The organism is Frondihabitans sp. PhB188, assembly GCF_003752365.1.
Lineage (GTDB): Bacteria > Actinomycetota > Actinomycetes > Actinomycetales > Microbacteriaceae > Frondihabitans.
This window is the reverse complement of the sequence record NZ_RJUO01000002.1, coordinates 405474-424345: the sequence shown is the minus strand read 5'-3', so window position 1 is coordinate 424345 and position 18872 is coordinate 405474. Positions and strand designations below refer to the sequence as shown.

12 protein-coding genes are annotated in these 18872 nt (G+C 70.2%); 7 read left to right on the top strand and 5 right to left on the bottom strand.

Annotated features, from left to right (window positions below; translation table 11 throughout):
- The first annotated feature begins 20 nt into the window (after positions 1-20).
- Entirely contained in the window at positions 21-767 is a 747-nt protein-coding gene (locus tag EDF46_RS06880; RefSeq protein WP_158614182.1) for an NRDE family protein, read from the top strand.
- Positions 768-866: 99 nt separating this feature from the next.
- Here the strand turns inward: EDF46_RS06880 and EDF46_RS06875 are convergent, their stop codons facing one another.
- From EDF46_RS06875 to EDF46_RS06865, 3 genes are all read right to left on the bottom strand, one after another.
- Positions 867-1337: a hypothetical protein gene (locus EDF46_RS06875; protein ID WP_148061160.1), complete on the bottom strand. Its 471-nt coding sequence runs from the start codon at positions 1335-1337 to the stop codon at positions 867-869.
- Positions 1338-1416: 79 nt separating this feature from the next.
- On the bottom strand, positions 1417-2028 hold the full coding sequence (locus EDF46_RS06870; RefSeq protein ID WP_123505537.1) for a nucleoside deaminase: 612 nt from the start codon (positions 2026-2028) through the stop codon (positions 1417-1419).
- A gap of 142 nt (positions 2029-2170) precedes the next feature.
- Entirely contained in the window at positions 2171-3124 is a 954-nt protein-coding gene (locus tag EDF46_RS06865; protein WP_123505536.1) for a GAF domain-containing protein, read from the bottom strand.
- A 577-nt stretch (positions 3125-3701) separates the two neighbouring features.
- On the opposite strand from EDF46_RS06865, the gene EDF46_RS06860 reads away from it, so the two are divergent.
- Entirely contained in the window at positions 3702-4586 is an 885-nt protein-coding gene (locus EDF46_RS06860) for a helix-turn-helix transcriptional regulator (protein ID WP_123505535.1), read from the top strand.
- 74 nt (positions 4587-4660) lie between these two features.
- Here the strand turns inward: EDF46_RS06860 and EDF46_RS06855 are convergent, their stop codons facing one another.
- Positions 4661-6079, bottom strand: a complete 1419-nt coding sequence (locus EDF46_RS06855; RefSeq protein WP_123505534.1) for a DHA2 family efflux MFS transporter permease subunit — start codon at positions 6077-6079, stop codon at positions 4661-4663.
- Positions 6076-7104 (bottom strand): LacI family DNA-binding transcriptional regulator, encoded by a 1029-nt coding sequence (locus EDF46_RS06850; protein WP_233579913.1) that lies wholly within the window; start codon positions 7102-7104, stop codon positions 6076-6078. Before EDF46_RS06850 ends, EDF46_RS06855 begins: the two co-directional genes overlap by 4 nt.
- Positions 7105-7338: 234 nt before the next feature.
- Here EDF46_RS06850 and EDF46_RS06845 point away from each other — a divergent pair, with 234 nt between their 5' ends.
- The 5 genes from EDF46_RS06845 (at position 7339) to EDF46_RS06825 (ending at position 18851) form a co-directional block, all read left to right on the top strand.
- Positions 7339-13080 carry an Ig-like domain-containing protein gene (locus EDF46_RS06845; protein WP_123505532.1) on the top strand — a complete coding sequence of 1914 codons (5742 nt, stop codon included), beginning with the start codon at positions 7339-7341 and terminating at the stop codon, positions 13078-13080.
- Positions 13081-13313: 233 nt separating this feature from the next.
- A complete protein-coding gene (locus EDF46_RS06840) occupies positions 13314-14660 on the top strand; it encodes an ABC transporter substrate-binding protein (RefSeq protein WP_123505531.1) in 1347 nt (448 codons plus the stop codon).
- An 88-nt stretch (positions 14661-14748) separates the two neighbouring features.
- Positions 14749-15687, top strand: a complete 939-nt coding sequence (locus EDF46_RS06835; protein ID WP_123505530.1) for a carbohydrate ABC transporter permease — start codon at positions 14749-14751, stop codon at positions 15685-15687.
- The gene (locus tag EDF46_RS06830) at positions 15684-16517 is read left to right on the top strand and encodes a carbohydrate ABC transporter permease (RefSeq protein ID WP_123505529.1); all 834 of its coding nucleotides are present in this window, start codon (positions 15684-15686) and stop codon (positions 16515-16517) included. Before EDF46_RS06835 ends, EDF46_RS06830 begins: the two co-directional genes overlap by 4 nt.
- A 48-nt stretch (positions 16518-16565) precedes the next feature.
- A complete protein-coding gene (locus EDF46_RS06825; RefSeq protein WP_123505528.1) occupies positions 16566-18851 on the top strand; it encodes an alpha-L-rhamnosidase in 2286 nt (761 codons plus the stop codon).
- The last annotated feature ends 21 nt before the right edge of the window (positions 18852-18872 follow it).

The window sequence follows — 18872 nt, the reverse complement described above, 5'->3', positions numbered from 1 at the left end:
CACACCTCTATCCTGTCCGAGTGTGCACCGTCGTCATCGGGTTCGATCCCGCGGCCGCCTGGCCGGTCGTGCTGCTGGGGCTTCGCGATGAAGAGGCGTCTCGCGCGTGGGATCCTCCCGGCCCCTGGTGGCCGCACCTCGGCGACGGGATCGTCGGCGTCCACGACCGCGAGGCGGGCGGCGCCTGGCTTGCCGTCAACGAGTCGACCTCGCGCGCATCCGTGGTGCTGAACCGGCACGAGCCGGTGCCCGTCCCGTTCGGCGGCTACGTCTCGCGCGGCGTGCTGCCGCTCGAGTCGGTGACCACGGGGGCGCAGGAACTCCGCGACCCCGACGCCGACCTCCCCAAGACGCGCGCCTTCAACCTCGTCGATCTCGCCCCCGACTCCGTCTCCTTCACCCGGTGGGACGGCGCCCGCGTCGAACGGCACGACCTCGGGCCCGGCGTGCACATGATCACGCACGAGGGCCCGGATGTGCCGTCGGTGGCCCGCGAGCACCGGTGGCTGCCGGAGTTCCGCGCCGCTGCCCGCCCCGACGGACCCGCCGCCGAGCCGACGTGGGAGCCGTGGCTCGACGTGCTGCGGGCCAGCGCCGTGCTCGCGCCGACCGACGACGAGGCGCTCTTCCGCCGCGACGAGGCCGAGGGGCACGTCTACGAGTCGCTGTCGGTCACGGCGCTCGCCGTGCGTCCGGGGGAGGCGTCGCTGCGTCACGCGCGCCTCGCCAGCCCCGGCCATCTCGCCGAGACGCTCGCCTGGCGCTAGACCGTCGCGAGTTGCCCACATCTGGGCGAACGCGCCACCGGTCTCCCCCGATCGGGGACTCTCGCGCGTGCGCGATCGAGGCCGACGGCGCCAGCCGGTCTACGCGCAGCGCACGGCGGCGAGGCCGGCCAGCGAGAGCACGTTGACGGTGACGGCGGCGCTGGTGGCGGTCCAGTTCGACGACAGGTTCGTGCGCACGCGGATCGGCTGGTTCAGACCGAGGGCGAGGAGGCCGCCGCCGGCGAGGACGACCGTGCGGGTGGCTCCGGGGACGGTGGTGGTTCCTGCGCCCACGAGCACGTCGAAGCCCGTCGGCGTCGCGCCGCTGTACGTCCACGAGATGGTGACCGTGCTGCCGTCGGCGTTGTTCGTGCAGGTGACACCCGTGGCGGCGGTCGCGGTGGCGGTGCTGAAGGTGCCGGTCGCGGCCCCGGAGTCGCTGAAGGCGGCCTGCGTGTCGACCAGGCCGTGGCCCGTCACGCCGAGGGTCACGGCGACTCCGAGGGCGAGCGCGACGATGGCCAGGCGCACGCCCGCTGGGCGCCCCCGGTGTCGCGTGCTTTCGGACATCGCCGACTCCTGATCCGTGGCCGTGCGCTGGTGAGGCGCGGGCCGTGACCTCCATTGTCACCGGATCGGGCGGAAACCTCTAGCCTTCGTCGCTCTGACCCCGGGCGTTGTAGACGAGCACGCCGCCCGCGTCGACAGCCTCCCGGTACGCCCGGAACACCGCCAGCGCCTCGTCGCGGAGCACGTTCTCCGTCACCGTGATGCCGCGCGACTCGAACTCCTCGGCCCAGTCGGCGGTCAGGGGGCCCTCGTCGAACGTCGAGATCTCCTCGAGCTCGGGGCCGGATCCGGCGACGAACAGCGACGTGATGCCCGACCACATGGCCGAGCCGTAGCACTGGATGCACGGGCGCCAGTTGACGACCAGCTCGTGCTCGGGGAGGCCGGAGCCGCCGAGATCCCACGACCCGACCGCCTTCTGCGCGAGACCGAGCGCCATTCCCTCCGCGTGCGCCGAGCTGATGCCGCTCGCCAGCACGACGTTGACGCCCACCGACACCAGCCGACCCGATTCGCGCTCCACCACGATCGCTGCGAACGGCCCGCCGTTGCCGCGCCTCCAGTTCTCGTCCGCGAGCGCGTTGACGAGGCCCATCCGCTCCTCGGGCGACGGCAGGAACTCGGGTACGTCGGCCACGGCGTCGTCGATCCAGTACGGCAGGGCGAGGGTGAACTCGGATTCGATGGGCATGGCGCGAGCGTAGCCACCGCATGTTTCGGGGTCGTGTCAGGCCGACCTCGGCGGCGACGCGATCCTGCGCCAGCTCGGCGCGAGCGTGTTCCGCTGACGCCGGTCAGGGCCTCGGTCTCGGGTCAGCTTTCTCCGTGCTGGGCTAGAGGTGGCGTCCGGTGCGGGATTCCTTCAGCGTCGCGTTCAACTGCGTGGTCAAGATGTCGGCCAGGCCTTGCAAGATCTCGACCTCCTGGTCGCTCCAGTGGCGGGGTTCGTGATCGATGGCGCAGAGCGCTCCCACCGCGTGCCCTTCCGTGGTGATGAGAGGTATCCCGGCGTAGGCCGCCCAGTTGCTCTCCGAGACCGAGGGGCTGCTCTGAACGAGAGGGTGTCTTGCGGCGTCGTCGATGACGAGGGGCTGCCGGGAGGTGATGGCGTACTGGCAGTAGGAGTGCTGCAGGGGTGCGTGTCCTTGCGCGGCCCAGGGCTCGGGGACGCCGATCTGACTGGCGTAGACCTGCCTGTCGTTCTCGATCAGGGTCACCATGGACACCGGGGCGCCGAGCATGTCCGAGGTCAGCTTCGTGAATCGGTCCAGGTCGACGTTGCCGGCCGTGTCCCGGCGGAGCGATGCGACCGCGGCGAGCCGCTCGCTGTCGCCCAGCACCGAATTGGGGGCTCCGGTCAGAGAACCTCTCGTCAACCCCAGCTGAGTACTGACGGCGTTTCGCAACATGACGTCCGTCACCGGACCGGTGACGACCCGGGTTGCGCCGGCCCGGTCGGCGGCGACTGCGGCCTCGGGAGTGTTGGCGATGACGAAGACAGGGATGTCGGCGGTGTCGGGCAAGGAGAACAGCCGTCCGACCAGTGCGAGCCCGAACGGGTGGGTCATGGAGTGGCCCAGGACGACGAGGTCCGGTTGCGCCTTCACGATGGCAGTGGTGGCTTCGAAGGGGCCGTCTCCCACCATCACCTCGAACCCGTACGGCAGCAGCGCCTGGATGGCGTCCCGCCGGGTACTCGCGTCGCTGTCCACGAGGAACACCCGGCCGCGTGACTTGTCCAGAGGCGGGAGGCCTGGCGCGGATGCTGAGGTCAGCGTTGACGACATCACGAACAACTTTCTCTGGGTGAGGCTTCGAAGCGTCGAAGCGTCGAAGCGTCGAAGCGTCGGGGCTCCGGGGCGGACCGGGTGTGACCCGGTAAGCCAGCATCTCCTGGCAGGCTCCGAACGGTCACACCCCGAGTGGGGGCCGTGATCATTCGAACCCCGCTCCAGCTAGATGATCTAAGGGAATCGGAGTACCGGCCCCCCTCGGTTTGGGGATAACCACCAGAGGCGTCTCTGCGAGAACCGGCTGAGAGCACACCGGACGGTAGCGAGCTCGACCATCACTCACGGCCCTCCGTTGAGGCAGGGCAGCGGGTCAGGCAGACCCCGAACGTGTCTTTGGCCAGGGCGGCGAGGTGGGCGATGGGGGCGGGGTGGCTTTGACCCGAATCAATGCCGCCCCGCCTGGAGTCGGACCGTGGGGTACAACTCCCGCCGGGAGAGACCCTCAACCAGCGTGGCTGAGACGGTAACCGGACTCTCGCGCGGGTGCCCGATATCTCTGTCGTCGCCGAGACAACGCAGAGGGTACCGCCAGAGCCTCCCATCGGAGCGCAAAGCGCCGTACCGTCGATGCATGGACATCACGACGGAGATCCGCGAGTTCCTGGTCACCCGCCGGGCGCGCATCACACCCGAGCAGGCGGGGCTGCCCGTGTTCCAGGGCCACCGCCGAGTGCCGGGCCTGCGCCGCGAAGAGGTCGCGATGCTCGCGGGCGTCAGCGTCGACTACTACGTGCGGCTGGAGCGCGGCCACCTCAGCGGCGTCTCGGAGGGCGTGCTCGAGGCGCTCTCGCGCGCCCTGCAGCTCGACGACGTCGAGCGCATGCACCTGTTCGACCTCGCCCGCACGGCGAACGCCTCCGTCGGAACCCGGCGACCTGCGACGTCGAACCGCATCCGGCCGAGCGTGCAGCGGCTGCTCGACGCGATCGGCGCGCCGGCCTGGGTGCGCAACAACCGCACCGACTTCCTCGCGTCGAACGTGATGGGCCGGGCGCTCTACTCGCAGATCTTCTTCGACCCCGCGCGGCAGGCCAACTCGACCCGCTTCGCCTTCCTCGACCCGCGCGCCGTCGACTTCTGGCCCGACTGGGACCGCATCGCGAGCGACAGCGTCGCCACGCTGCGTCAGGAGGCCGGGCGCAACCCGTTCGACAAGGGGCTCACCGACCTCATCGGCGAGCTGTCGACGCGCAGCGAGGCGTTTCGCGTGCGCTGGGCGGCCCACGACGTGCACCAGCACCGAGCCGGCATCAAGCGGATGAACCACCCCGTCGTCGGCGAGATGGAGCTGACGTACGAGGCGATGGAGCTGCGGCAGGATCCCGGCCTCACCCTCCTCACCTACACGGCCGAGCCCGACACCGTGTCGGCCGACCGCCTCCGGCTCCTCGAGTCGTGGGCCGCGTCCGAAGACGTCGCAGCCCGCGCCGTCGCGGCCGCCGGACCCGCCTCCTGACACCGGTTTCGCCGGCGGACTCCGGCGATCGTCGGTGTCCGCGCGCCAAAGCGGTGTCACCGAGCGCGGTGTACTCAGCGCGCGGCGGGCGCCCGGCGCAGCCGCCAGAACGCCAGCACGGCCGCGAGCCCGGCCCCGATGACGGCGACCCAGAGCACGCCGCTCGACGCCGACGCCTGATCGGCGAGCGACGTGGCGCCGGTCAGCACCAGCGCCATGCTCACCGCCCCGGCGCCCGCCGACTGCGCGATCGTGCGGTTGATGTTGAGCATGCCCGCGGCCGGGCCCGACATCCGGGGCGTGGCGGCGTCCATCATGTCGCGGTTGTTCGGCGCCTGGAACACGGCGAACCCGAAGCCGGTGAAGGCCGTGCAGAGCAGCACCTGCCAGATCGGCGGGTGGTCGCCGAGCAGCGCCAGCGAGAGCAGCCCGAGCGTGAAGAGCGCGAGCCCGATGGTGGCCATCAGCGTGGGCGAGAAGGAGTCGGCCACGCGGCCGGCGATGGGCGCGACGATCACGATCACGAGCGGCCACGGCGTGAACAGCAGCGCCGATTCGAGCGGGGTCGCGTGGTACGCCGTCTGGAAGAGGAAGGGCAGGGCCACGAACGCGACGCCCTGGCCGAAGAACGACCAGAAGGCGGCGAGGACCGCGAGCACGAAGCGGCCCGAGAACATCGAGGGCGGCAGCACCGGGGCGACGGCGCGCTTCTCGTGCCGCAGGAAGAGCATCGCGAAACCAGCGCATCCGGCGAGCAGGACGCCGGCGAGCCAGACGGTGGAGTCGTCGGCGAGCTGGTGGACGCCGAGCAGGAAGCACGCGATGGCCGCGCCGCCGGTCAGGGCGCCGACGAGGTCGAAGGCACCGCGAGACGGAGGCGTGTGCGGCAGGGCCACGAGCACGAGCACGCTCGCCAGGGCGCCGATGGGCACGTTGATCAAGAACAGCCACGGCCACGACAGGTTGGCCAGGATCACGCCGCCGAGCGCGGGGCCCGCCGAGATGCCGAGCGCGACGATCATCGCGTTCAGGCCCAGGATCGACCCCAGCCGCGCCGGCGGAAAGAGCTGGCGGTAGGTGGGGATCACGACGGCGAACAGGAGCGACGCGGCCGCGCCCTGCAGCACGCGGCTCGCCACGAGCGCCTCCAGCGACGGCGACAGCGCGCAGAAGAGCGACGCCAGGGTGAAGACCGGCGTGCCGATCAGGAACAGGCGCTTGCGGCCGAGCTGGTCGGCGAGGCCGATCGCGAGCGGCAGGCAGCAGGCGACGGCGAGCAGGAACGCCGTGGCCACCCACACGGCGTCGCCGGCGGTGACGTGCAGATCGCCGGCGAGCTGCGGCAGGGCGACGTTCACGATCGACGCGTCGATGTTGGCCATCAGCATCGAGAGCAGGAGGCCGACGAGTGCGACGGTGCGCCGGGCGGCGCCGATCTCGAACGTGCCCGAGACGCCGCCGGCGACGGGGATCGGCGTGGTCGAGGTGCTCACAGCGCGGCCTCCGCGGAGACGAGGGCGCGGCAGCTGCCGCGGTCGATGAACTCGGCGGGCAGGTCGACGACGCGCGGGGCCGAGGGAGCCGTGCCGCGGAGGCGGCCGACGACGAGCTCGACCGAGTGGAACGCGAGCTGGTCGAGCGGCTGGCGCACGGTGGACAACGGGGGGTCGAGCAGTTCCAGCCACGGATTGTCGTCGAACGCGATGACAGAGAGGTCGGCAGGAACTCGGGTGCGCAGCTGCCTCAGCCGCAGCAGCGCACTCTGCACCTGCGCGGTGTTCGCCACGATGAGGGCTGTGGGTGGGGCGTCCAGGCCGAGCAGATCGCTGACGGCATCCGCTCCTCCCGTGCCGCGGTAGGGCACATGCCGCAGCAGCTCGGCGCCGACCGGGACGCCGGCGGCGCGGAGTGCGTCGACGTGGCCGTCCTGCCGCTGGCGGCCGGCGGACGTGTGCCCGGGGCCCGAGATCATGCCGATGCGCCGGTGACCGAGGTCGAGGAGCCGGCGGGTGGCGGTCGCCGCGGCCTCGGCGTTGCGGATGCTGACGCTGTCGGCGCCGTCGACCTCGTCGACGGTGCGACTGACGAAGACGAGCTCGATGCCGCGGTCGGCGAGCTTGCGCCACTGCTCGGGGTTCTCGCCGGTGGGGGCCGCGATGACGCCGCCGACGGAGCGGTCGAGGAGGGAGGTCAGCAGATCGGCCTCGAGGTAGGGGTCTTCCTGGGTCGTCATCAGGACGACCTGGATGTCATGCGCGCGGGCCTCGGTGGCGATGCGGTCGGCGAGCCGGGCGAAGAACGGGTTCGTCAGGTCGGGCACGAGGAGCGCGACCGACGAGGCGAGGGAGCGGTTCAGGTCGCGGGCGGCGGCCCGCGGGCGGTACGACAGCGCCTCCATTGCGTCTACGACCCGCTGCCGGGTCTCGAAGGCGACGGGCCCGTCGTTCAGGACGCGGGAGACGACCGAGACGGAGACGCCGGCTTCGCGGGCGACGTCGCGGATGGTGGCGGGCTTCATCACTCGTCGATGGTACAAAAATGGAACCGGTACCACAATGCGGCAGGTGTCGAACAGGGGGTGGCCGACGGGTGGCACCCCCGCCGGGGGCACCCGCTTTAGGGGATATGCACCGGGGTACAGGCACCGGAGGATCGTCACAGCCCCGCTCGTGTCGAGGATCAGCCGCCGCGATCGGAGAAGCGGTCCCCACCACCGCGAACGATCTGCCATCCCACGTCTCGAGGACTCTGAATGCCCGAACACGCCGCCCGCCTCCCCCTCTCGAAGCGGCTGCTGAAGCCCGCCGCGATCGCCGCTGTGATCCTGCTCGGCGCTCTCGGCATGACCGAGGGGCAGACCAGCGCCGCCAAGGCCGCCGCCCTGCTCTCCTGCGATCAGAACACCGTCTACGCGATCACGGGCTCGAACGGCACCGTGCAGGGGATCAACGTGTCGAACGGCTCGACGACCGCCCTGCCGAGCTTCGGCACGGCGAACAACGCCCTCGCTATCGCCCCGAACGGCACGGCCGCCTATGCGACCGTCAATCAGGCCGCCGCTAATACCGCCGGGGCCATCACCAAGTACGACGCGGCCACGGGGAACGTCACGACAGAATCGCCCGTCAGCATCCCCGGCAACACCTTCCGCGGAGCGATCAACCCGCTGAACAGCTACTACTACTACGCGCAGGGCGGCGTCTCGGACCCTGCCGTCTACGCCTACGACACCATCAACAAGACCCCCATCGGGCTCGTGGGCCACCTGCCCGCGGTGACCGCAGGCAACGGCGACTTCGCGTTCTCGACCACCGGACAGCTGTACCTCGCGGCTGGAGCGCAGGTGCTCCGGGTCGACACGGCCATCCCCACGACCGCCGGCAACGTCTCCCTCGCCACCAGCCAGGTCACCGCGCTCCCGTCGGGCACGAACAGCCCGGGCATCGCCTTCTCGACCAGCGGGTACCTGTACGTCGCGAGCGGTACGAGCCTCCTCAAGATCGACCCGAGCTCCGGCGCCAACATGGGCACCGTCGCCATCGCGGGCAACATCCAGCCCAGCGACCTCGCGTCGTGCAACTACGCCGACAGCGTCTCGGCGAAGGCGTCCGTGAACGAGCGCTGGCAGTCGACCGACCAGTTCGGCCTCGAGGTCGACGGCGACGGCCTGCTCTACGGCAACACCGCGACGACCTCCGGCACCGCCACCGGCCTCCAGAAGGCCATCGCCGGCGCCTCGCTCGTCGTCGCCGGCCAGACCTACACGGCGAAGGAGACGGCCAAGGGCACGACCGATCTCGCGAACTACGACACGAGCTACGTCTGCACGACCAAGACCGTCGACGGCACCACCACGCAGACCCAGCCCACCCAGGGCACCTCCGCGTCGATCACCCTCGCCGCGAACTCGGCCGACGCCGACGTCTCGTGCGTCTTCACCAACACGCTCAAGGCCGTCCACTCCGTGGCCGTCGCCGACAGCTTCCACACGCCCACCGGCACGACCCTGACCGTCCCGGCCGCCGGCGTGCTCGCCAACGACACCGTCGGCACCGGCAACACCGTCGCGGTCTCGTCGCAGCCCTCGAACGGCAGCCTGACCTTCGACACGGCGACCGGCGCCTTCACGTACGTGCCCGCCGACGGCTTCGCGGGTACCGACACGTTCACCTACACCGACACGGACTCCTCGGGCACGGCCTCGACGGCCACCGTCACGATCGTCGTCGGACCCACCGCCGTCGACGACTCGGCCACGATCGGGGCTGACGACACCCTCGCCGTCGACTCCGACCACGGCGTGCTCGCGAACGACAAGGGCACCGGCCTCACCGCGGTCAAGGCCTCGGATCCGAGCCACGGCTCTGTCACCGTGAACCCCGACGGCTCGTACACGTACGAGCCGACCGCGAACTTCTCGGGTCAGGACTCCTTCACCTACACGGTCACCGACTCCGGCACCGACTCGGCGACCGGCACGGTCACCATCACCGTCACCCCGAAGGCCGTCGCCGACACCCTCCCCTCGACGACGATCAACCAGACCGCCGAGATCCCGGCCTCGACCCTCACGGGCAACGACCGCGGTACCGGACTGACGATCACCGCCGTCGGCCCGGCCGCGACCGGAACCGTCTCGCTCTCGTCGGACGGCTCGAGCATCACCTACGTGCCGAAGCCCCGCACCTCCGGAATCGACACCTTCACCTACACGGTCACCGACGCCTCGGGCACGACCAGCACGGCGACCGAGACCATCCGCATCGCCCCGACCGCGGCCGACGACACGCTGCCGTCGACCCCGGCCGGCGCACCCGAGACCATCACGAGCGCCACCCTGCTCGGCAACGACCGCGGCACCGGCCTCAGCGTCACCGGCGTGAGCTCGGCCTCCAACGGCACCGTCGCCCTGTCGACGGACGGCACCGAGGTCGTCTTCACTCCTGCCGACGGGTTCTCGGGCCCGGCCCAGTTCACCTACGAGGTCACCGACTCCTCCGGCGGAACGGCGACCGCCGTCGGCCGCCTGACCGTCGAGCCCGAGGTCGGCGCGAACGCCATGACCGCCGTCTCGGGCCAGGAGCTCAGCGTCTCCAAAGAAGACGGGGTGCTCTCCGACTCGTCCGGCAGCGGTCTCCAGGCGTCCCTCGAGACCGGGCCGCGGCACGGCGACCTGACCCTGAACACGGACGGGTCGTACACGTACACGTCCGATCCTGCGTTCTCGGGCACGGACACCTTCACCTACACGGTGACGGACAGCTCGAACGGCACCACGACGGGCACCGTGACCATCACGGTCGTGCCGTCGGCGAAGGACGACACTGTCACGCCGACCGACGCGGGCGTCACGGAGAGGATCGCGGCCGCCGACCTGACCGGCAACGACTCCGGCTCGACCCTGACGGTCGCCGGGATCACGCAGGGCCAGCACGGCCGCGTGACGCTGAACAGCGACGGCACCGTCTCGTACCGCCCCCACACCGGCTGGTCGGGCACCGACACGTTCACCTACACGGTCACCGACGGCTCCACCGTCTCGGAACCCGCCACCGTGACCATCGCCACGACGCCGGTCGCCGTCGACGACACGGTGCCGAACGCCACGGTCGGCACCGACTCGGTGATCCCCGCGGCCGACCTCACCACGAACGACAAGGGCACCGGCCTCACCATCACCAGCGTCCAGAACCCGTCGCTCGGCTCCGTCTCGCTGGACTCCGACGGCGACGTCGTCTACTCGCCGACCCCCGGGTTCTCCGGCATCTACACGTTCGACTACACGGTGACCGACGGCTCCGGCCAGAAGTCGACCGCGACGGCGACCATCACCGTCGCCCCGTCGGCCGGGCCGCTGACGGCGACCCCGACGGCCGCGACCACCGACACGGTCGCAGCCGACGACGGCCTCCTGTCGCAGGCCGACGGCTCCGGACTCTCGGTGGCGATCGCCAGCCAGCCCGACAACGGCACGGTCACGCTCGTCGGCACCGACGGCGGCTACACGTACGTGCCGGCCCCCGGCTACTCGGGCCCCGACTCGTTCACCTACACGGTGACCGACGGAAGCGGCACGTCGACCACCGGAACGGTGACCGTCACGGTGCTCCCCAAGGCCGTCGACGACACGGCGACCGCTCTCTCGGGCGTCGACACCGCCATCACGACCGCGTCGCTCACCGGCAACGACAAGGGCACCGATCTGAAGGTCACCGGCGTCACGCAGCCGACCGGAGGCGCCGTCGTCGACTCTGGCGACGGCACGCTCACCTTCACGGCCGACCCGACCTTCTCGGGCACGACCACCTTCACCTACACCGTCTCCGACCCCGCCGGCGGAACCGCGACGGCCACCGTCACGGTCCAGGTCGCCCCCGTGGCCAAGGCCGACTCGGGCACCACGCCGGCCGGCACGAAGCTGACGGTCGCCAAGGCCGATGGCCTCCTCGCGAACGACTCCGGCGCGGGTCTCACCGCCGCGCTGGCCACGTCCGCCGCGCACGGCACGGCCGCCGTCGCCTCCGACGGCAGCTGGACCTACCAGCCGACCGGCTCGTTCTCGGGTACCGACTCCTTCACCTACTCGGCGACGGACTCCTCGGGCACGATCCGCACGGCGACCGTCAAGGTCACGGTCACCCCGAAGGCGGTCGCCGACGCCTACACGACCGCTGCCGGAGTACCGGTCCACCGCGACGCGAAGGGCGTCCTCGCCAACGACATCGGATCGACCCTGACCGTCACCGGCGTCGCCACGACGACCTCCGCAGGCTCGGTCGTGACCACCCCCGCGGGCGGCACCGTCACCATCAAGGCCGACGGCACGTTCGACTACACGCCGGCCGCCGGGTTCTCGGGAGCCGACACCTTCCCCTACGCGATCACCGACGGCTCGCACCAGACCGTCGCCGCGAACGTGGTGGTCACGGTGACTCCGGTCGCCGTCGACGACGCATTCGAGACGGGCGCAGGAACTCCGCTGGCCATCGGCGCGACCGACCTCACCGGCGACGACCTCGGCACCCACCTGGCCGTCACCGCCACCGGGACTCCGAAGCACGGCACCCTGGTCCCGGCGACGAGCGGCTTCACCTACACGCCTGCCGACGGCTTCTCAGGCACCGACTCCTTCACCTACACGGTGACCGACTCGTCGGGCCAGGCGGCGACGGCGACGGCTCGCATCCTCGTGGGCGTCCGCGCAGCCGACTACGCCGCGGGCACAGACGCCGGCACCTCGGTGAAGAAGAGCGCCCAGAACGGCCTGCTGAAGGACGACTCGGGCACGAAGCTCGTCGCGACGCTCGACCAGGCGCCGACGCACGGCACCGTCACGGTCGACCCCGACGGCGCGTACGTCTACATCCCCGCCCGGGGCTTCTCGGGCACCGACTCCTTCACCTACACGGTGACGGACGACTCCGGCCAGGTCCGGACGGGCGTCGTGACCATCACCGTCACGCCCCTCGCCGCCCCGAACTCCGAGAAGACGAAGGCCGGCAGGCAGCTGGTCGTCGGCGGCAGCGGGGGAATCCTCGGCAACGACTCGGGCTCCGGCCTGGTCGTGACCGGAGTCACCACCCCGTCGCACGGCGGAACCGCCGTCATCAGCGGCGCGGGCGTCCTGACCTACACGCCGGCCACCGGGTTCTCGGGCACCGAGACGTTCGACTACACGGTCACCGACACGTCCGGCCAGACGGCCACGACGACCGTCACGGTCACCGTCCTGCCGAACGCCGCCGCCGACTCGGGTGCGACGACGATGGGCCGCAGGCTCGCCGTCACCGCGGCCGAGGGGCTGCTGTCGGACGACCTCGGGACCGGCCTCACCGCCGCCCTGAAGTCGGCGCCGCACCACGGCACGGTCGCCGTTCGCCCCGATGGCTCGTACACGTACGTGCCGAAGGCGGGCTTCACCGGCGTCGACACGTTCACGTACACGGCGACCGACGCCAGCGGCCACTCGACGACGGCCACGGCGACCATCACCGTCGCCCCCGGTGCCAGCGCAGCGGATGACGCGATCACCGGCAAGCCGAACCACGCGGTCACGGTGAACCTGCTGGCGAACGACAACCCGACCTCGGGGGCGACCTTCGACCCGTCGTCGATCGGCCTTCTCGACCCGGCCACCGGCCACGTCGTCCAGTCGCTCGAGATCGCCGGCAAGGGCACCTTCCGGGTGGTCGACAGCACGGTCACCTTCGCACCGGAGCACAACTTCCACGGCGAGACGCAGATCCGCTACCGCGTCGCCGACTCCGACGGCGTCTACGTCTCGGCCGTCATCCGCGTGACCTACCCGACGGTCGTCGCCGCGGCGATCAGCGGCTCGGCCGGAGCCGTCGCCTCGTCGCTCGCCTTCACCGGCTCGACCGGCACCGGACTCACCCTGACGGTGGGAGCCGCCGCGATGCTGCTGGGCCTCGGCCTGATCGCGGCTCGTCGCCTCCGCCGCCCGGCTCCGGGGCCGCGCCGCACCGGGGTCTAGCCTTCGCACCCACGATCGGGACTCGCCACCACAGGCTTCTGTGGTGGCGAGTCCCGATCGTGCGTTTCACCGGGCGACGCGGTCGCACATCGCTTTCGTAAATCGTTACACAAAACCATTGACGGGCCTGTGAGTGCGATGCGACTATCGACACGCACCGAAATTGATTCGTTTCAAAACGTGTCTCTCCGCTCGTCGCATCCCGCCGGCGAGCCTCTTACAAGGAGGTAAGAATGTTTCGACGTACCCAGAAGGGCGCGGCTCCCCGAGTCGCTTCCCGAGCGGTGAAGGCAGCAGGACTGGGCGGCGCCGCCGTCCTCCTGCTCTCGCTCACCGCGTGCTCGGCCGGCGGCGGCGGCGGATCGAGCGACGGCCCGGTCACCATCACGTTCCTCACCGACAACGCTCCCGCCAGCAGCACGTCGGGCCAGGCGCTCATCAAGGCCTTCGAGAAGGACAACCCGAAGATCACGGTCAAGCTCGACTCGCGCCCGCAGGGCACCGACGGCGACAACCTCATCAAGACGCGCCTGTCGACCGGCGAGATGGCCGACGTCTTCACCTACAACTCCGGCTCGCTCTTCCAGGCGCTGCACCCCGACAACACGCTCGCCGACCTCTCGGACCAGAGCTGGGTGAAAGACCTCACGCCCGAGTTCAAGACGACGGTCAGCACGTCCAAGGCCACGTACGGCGCCCCCTTCGGCACCTCGTTCGGCGGCGCGGTCATGTACAACAAGGCCGTGTACAAGAAGCTCGGCCTCGACGTCCCGCAGGACTGGGCGACGTTCATGAGCAACAGCGACAAGATCAAGGCCGCCGGCATCACCCCGATCATCCAGACCTACGGCGACACCTGGACCAGCCAGCTGTTCGTGCTCGGCGACTTCGCCAACGTGACCTCGCAGCAGGAGGACTGGGCCAGCCAGTACACGAAGAACAAGGAGCGCTACGTCGACCAGCCGGCGTTCGCGTCGTTCCAGCACCAGCAGGAGGTCTACGACAAGGGCTACCTGAACAAGGACTTCGCCTCGGCCACCCAGGTCGCCGGACTCAAGATGCTCGCCACCGGCGAGGGCGCCCAGTACCCGATGCTGACCAACGCCATCGCGACGATCCAGCAGAACAACCCGGACGACGTGAACGACATCGGCGTCTTCGCGCTGCCGGCGCAGAACGCCTCCGACACCAAGATGACCATCTGGGAGCCGGGCGGGGCCTACATCCCGAAGACGACGGAGGGCGGCAAGCTCGCCGCCGCGAAGAAGTTCGTGGCGTTCATGAACTCGTCGGCCGGCTGCGAGATCCAGAACACGACGATCGCACCGTCAGGGCCCTACGCGACCAGCGCCTGCACGCTCCCGAGCGACGTGGCGCCCGTCATCACCGACCTCCAGAAGTACGTGGATGACAAGAAGGTGGCCCTCGCTCTCGAGTTCCTGAGCCCCATCAAAGGACCGAACCTCGAGAAGATCACGGTCCAGGTCGGCTCCGGCATCAGCTCGGCGGCGACCGGCGCCAAGCTGTACGACGCCGACGTGAAGCAGCAGGCGCAGCAGCTGGGCGAGCCCGGCTGGTGACCCGCCGCTAGAGAACCGACCCCGCGCGGGCGGCGGCGACCCCGCCGCCCGCGCACCCCCGCTTGTGCACCACCGCAAAGGAGCGCTGATGACCGCAACACTGACCACGCCGGCTGCGCCGCCGACACCGACGACCACGCGCCCGCCCCGCGGGCGGAAGCGGGGCCTCAGCACGGGCCGCACGTACCCCTCGTGGTTCTACATCCCGGCGACGGCCCTCTACGTGGTGCTGTTCGCCGTCCCGACGTTCGCGTCGTTCTACTTCGCCCTCACCCGCTGGACCCTGTTCGACATCACGTTCATCGGGTTCCAGAACTTCGTGCAGTTCTTCCAGGACCCCCAGCTGACCCAGGGCTTCATCCACACGTTCGAGTACGGCTTCGTCACCAGCGCCGCCAAGGTCGTGATCGGGCTGGCCCTCGCGCTCCTGCTCACCTCCCCGGTGCTCGGCCGCGGCTACCTCCGGGCCGTCGTGTTCTTCCCGGTGCTCGTGTCGACCATCGGCATCGGCATCACGTTCAAGGCGCTGCTCGACCCGTTCCACGGCATCGTCAACAGCGTGCTCGGCACCCTGGGCCTGCCCCAGCCCGGCTGGCTGACCGACCCGGCCCTCGCGCTCTGGTCGGTCGCCGCGGTCGACGTCTGGAAGGGCGTCGGCATCGCCACCCTGATCTTCATCGCCGGAATCGTGGCGATCCCCCAGGAGTACGTCGAGGCCGCGAAGGTCGACGGCGCCAGCGCCTGGCAGGTGTTCAAGTCGGTCACGCTGCCCCTGTCGCGCCCGGCGATGGGCACGGTCATCATCCTGTCGCTGATCGGCGGCCTGCGGTCGTTCGACCTGATCTGGGCCATGACCGGCGGTGGTCCCGGCTTCACCTCCGACGTCATCGCGTCGGTCATCTACAAGCAGTACCAGTCCGGGTTCTACGGGCTGTCGACAGCGGGCAACGTCGTGCTCTTCGTGGTCGTGACGGCGATCATGATCCCGGTGTCGCGGCTGCTGAACCGAGGGGAGAAGGAGTCATGAGACGCGCACGCATCCAGAAGTGGACGGTCGGAACCATCGCGATCGTCGTGTCGTTCGTGGTCTTCCTCGTGCCGTTCGCCTTCGTGGTGCTCCAGGCGGCGAAAGACCCCGCCGAGGCCGCCGACCTGTCGTTCTCGCTGCCGACGAACTGGCAGATCTGGCAGAACCTCACCGCCGTGCTGCAGTCGAACGACGGCGTCGTCGTGCGCTCGTTCATCAACAGCGGCATCCTCACCGTGTTCAGCGTCGCGCTCATGGTCGTCGTCGCCGCGATGGTGGGCTACGTCCTGCAGCGCAAGCCGTCGCGGATGAACGGCGTCATCAACTTCTTCGTGCTGGCCGGCCTCATCGTGCCGCCCGCGGTCGTCCCGACCATCTGGGTGATGCAGGGCCTCGGCATCTTCAAGACGCTGCCCGGCATGATCCTGATCGAGGCGACATTCGGGCTCTCGTTCTGCATCCTGCTGTTCCGGGCCTTCGTCGCGACGATCCCGCGCGAGCTCGACGAGGCGGCCGTGCTCGACGGCTCCGGGCCGATCCGGCTGTTCTTCTCGGTCGTGCTGCCGCTGCTCAAGCCGGTCGTCATCACGGTGATCCTGGTGCAGTCGGTCGCGGTGTTCAACGACTTCGCGGGCCCCCTGTACTTCCTGCCGGGAGCTGACAATTCGACGGTCCAGCTGACGCTCTACAACTTCCAGAGCCAGACTCTGAGCCAGTACAACCTCCTCTTCATGGACGTGCTGCTGATCACCATCCCGCCGCTCATCCTCTACATCTTCTTCAACCGCCAGATCGTCGCCGGCATGACCTCCGGCGCAGTGAAGGGCTGACCCGTGACCCCTCAGACAGAACCGACCACGCACACAGAAAAGGACAGCATGACCTCGAACGCATCCGCCTCCTGGACGGCGCAGATGATCGCGCCCGACGCCGACCTCCTCGGGGCACCGCTGCTCCGCACGGAGTTCACGCTCGACGAGGGGCACGGCACCGTGACTCGCGCCGAGCTCCGCCTGTCGGCGCTCGGCATCGTCGAGGCGTTCCTCGGCGGCGAGCACGTCTCGCCCGACCTGCTGACGCCCGGCTGGTCGAGCTACGAGTGGCGCGTGCGCTACCAGACCTACGACGTCGCCGCGCAGATCCGCGAGACGACCGTCCTCGGTCTCGCCCTCGGCAACGGCTGGTACCGCGGCCGCCTCGGCTGGTCGGGCGACGGCGGCTGGTACGGCGACGAGGCCGCGGCGTTCGCCGAGCTCGAGATCGAGTTCGAGGACGGCCACGTGCAGCTCGTCGTCACCGACGACACCTGGACGGCCGGCGCCTCGACGACCACCCGCAACGACCTCTACGACGGTCAGGACATCGACGCGCGCCTCGCCCGCACCGACTGGCTCGACGTGGGCTTCGACGGATCGGGCTTCGCGGGCACGCACGCCGTCGAGTTCGACCTCGGCAAGCTCGAGCCCTACATCGGGCCCTCGGTGCGCCCGACGCAGGAACTCGCCGTCACCGAGGTCATCACGACCCCGAGCGGCGCCACCGTCCTCGACTTCGGCCAGAACCTCGTCGGCTGGCTCCGCGTCAACGTCACCGGCCCTGCCGGCACCGTCGTCACTCTGCGGCACGCCGAGGTGCTCGAGAACGGCGAGCTCGGCGTGCGCCCGCTCCGAACGGCGAAGGCGACCGACCGTTTCACCCTCTCGGGCGGCGCCGACGTCTTCGAGCCGACGTTCACCCTGCACGGCTTCCGCTACGCCGAGGTCGACGGCTGGCCCGGCGAGCTCGACCCGGCGGCCATCACCGCCGTCGTCATCGGCTCGGAGCTCGTCCGCATCGGCGAGTTCACCACCAGCGACGCCGATCTCAACCAGTTCCACGAGAACGTCGTCTGGGGCATGCGCGGCAACTTCGTCGACGTGCCGACCGACTGCCCGCAGCGCGACGAGCGTCTCGGCTGGACCGGCGACATCGCCGCGTTCGCTCCGACGGCGTCCTTCCTCTACGACGTGGGCGCCTTCCTCGGCGACTGGCTCGTCGACCTCGAGCGCGAGCAGGAGCACCACGACGGGATCATCCCGTTCGTCGTGCCCGACGTGATCAAGTACATGCCGAAGATCGGCGCGTTCCCGGATCCCGACTCCACCGCCGTGTGGAGCGACGCGGGCGTCTGGGTGCCGTGGACCCTGTACCAGGCCTATGGCGACGAGACGGTCCTGCGCACGCAGTGGAGCTCGATGGCGTCGCACGCCCGTCGGGTCAAGTCCCTGCTGTCGCCGGCCGGCGTCTGGGACACCGTGTTCCAGTTCGGCGACTGGCTCGACCCCGACGCGCCGCCGGAGAACCCGGCCGCCGCCAAGGCCGACACCGGCGTCGTCGCGACCGCCTGCGCGTACCGCACCGCGACTCTCGTCGCCGAGTCGGCCGCGATCCTCGGGCTGACCGCCGAGGAGGCCGAGTTCCGCGCGATGGCGGACGACCTGCTGGCGGCCTTCCACGCGGCCTACATCGACGAGAGCGGGGTGATCCTGAGCGACTGCACCACCGTGTACAGCCTCGCCATCGTCTTCGGGATCGTCGAGGGGGAGCTGCTCGAGTTCGCCGGCAACCGGCTCTCGGAGCTCGCGGCCGAGAGCGGCTACACGATCTCGACGGGCTTCGCCGGCACGCCGTTCATCACCGACGCCCTCACTCAGACCGGCCACCTCGACGACGCCTACCGCCTGCTGCTGCAGAAGGCCTGCCCGTCGTGGCTCTACCCCGTCACCATGGGCGCGACCACCATCTGGGAGCGCTGGGACTCCATGCTCCCCGACGGCAGCATCAATCCCGGCGAGATGACGTCGTTCAATCACTACGCGCTCGGCGCCGTCGCCGACTGGATGCACCGCGTCGTCGGCGGTCTCTCGGCGACAGCCCCCGGCTACTCGGAGGTGCTGATCGCGCCGCAGCCCGGCGGCGGGCTGACCTCGGCGGCGACGTCGCTGGTGACCCCGCACGGCCGGATCGCGGTGTCGTGGACCCTGGACGGCGAGACGCTGACGGTGGAGACGGACGTGCCCGCGGGCGTGTCCGGCACGCTGCGGCTGCCGGGCGCCGCCGACCGGCCCGTCGTCGAGGGGCATGACGTGGTGACGGCCGACGTTCCTGCGCCGGTGTCTGTCTGAGGCTCGGGTTCCGAGACCCCG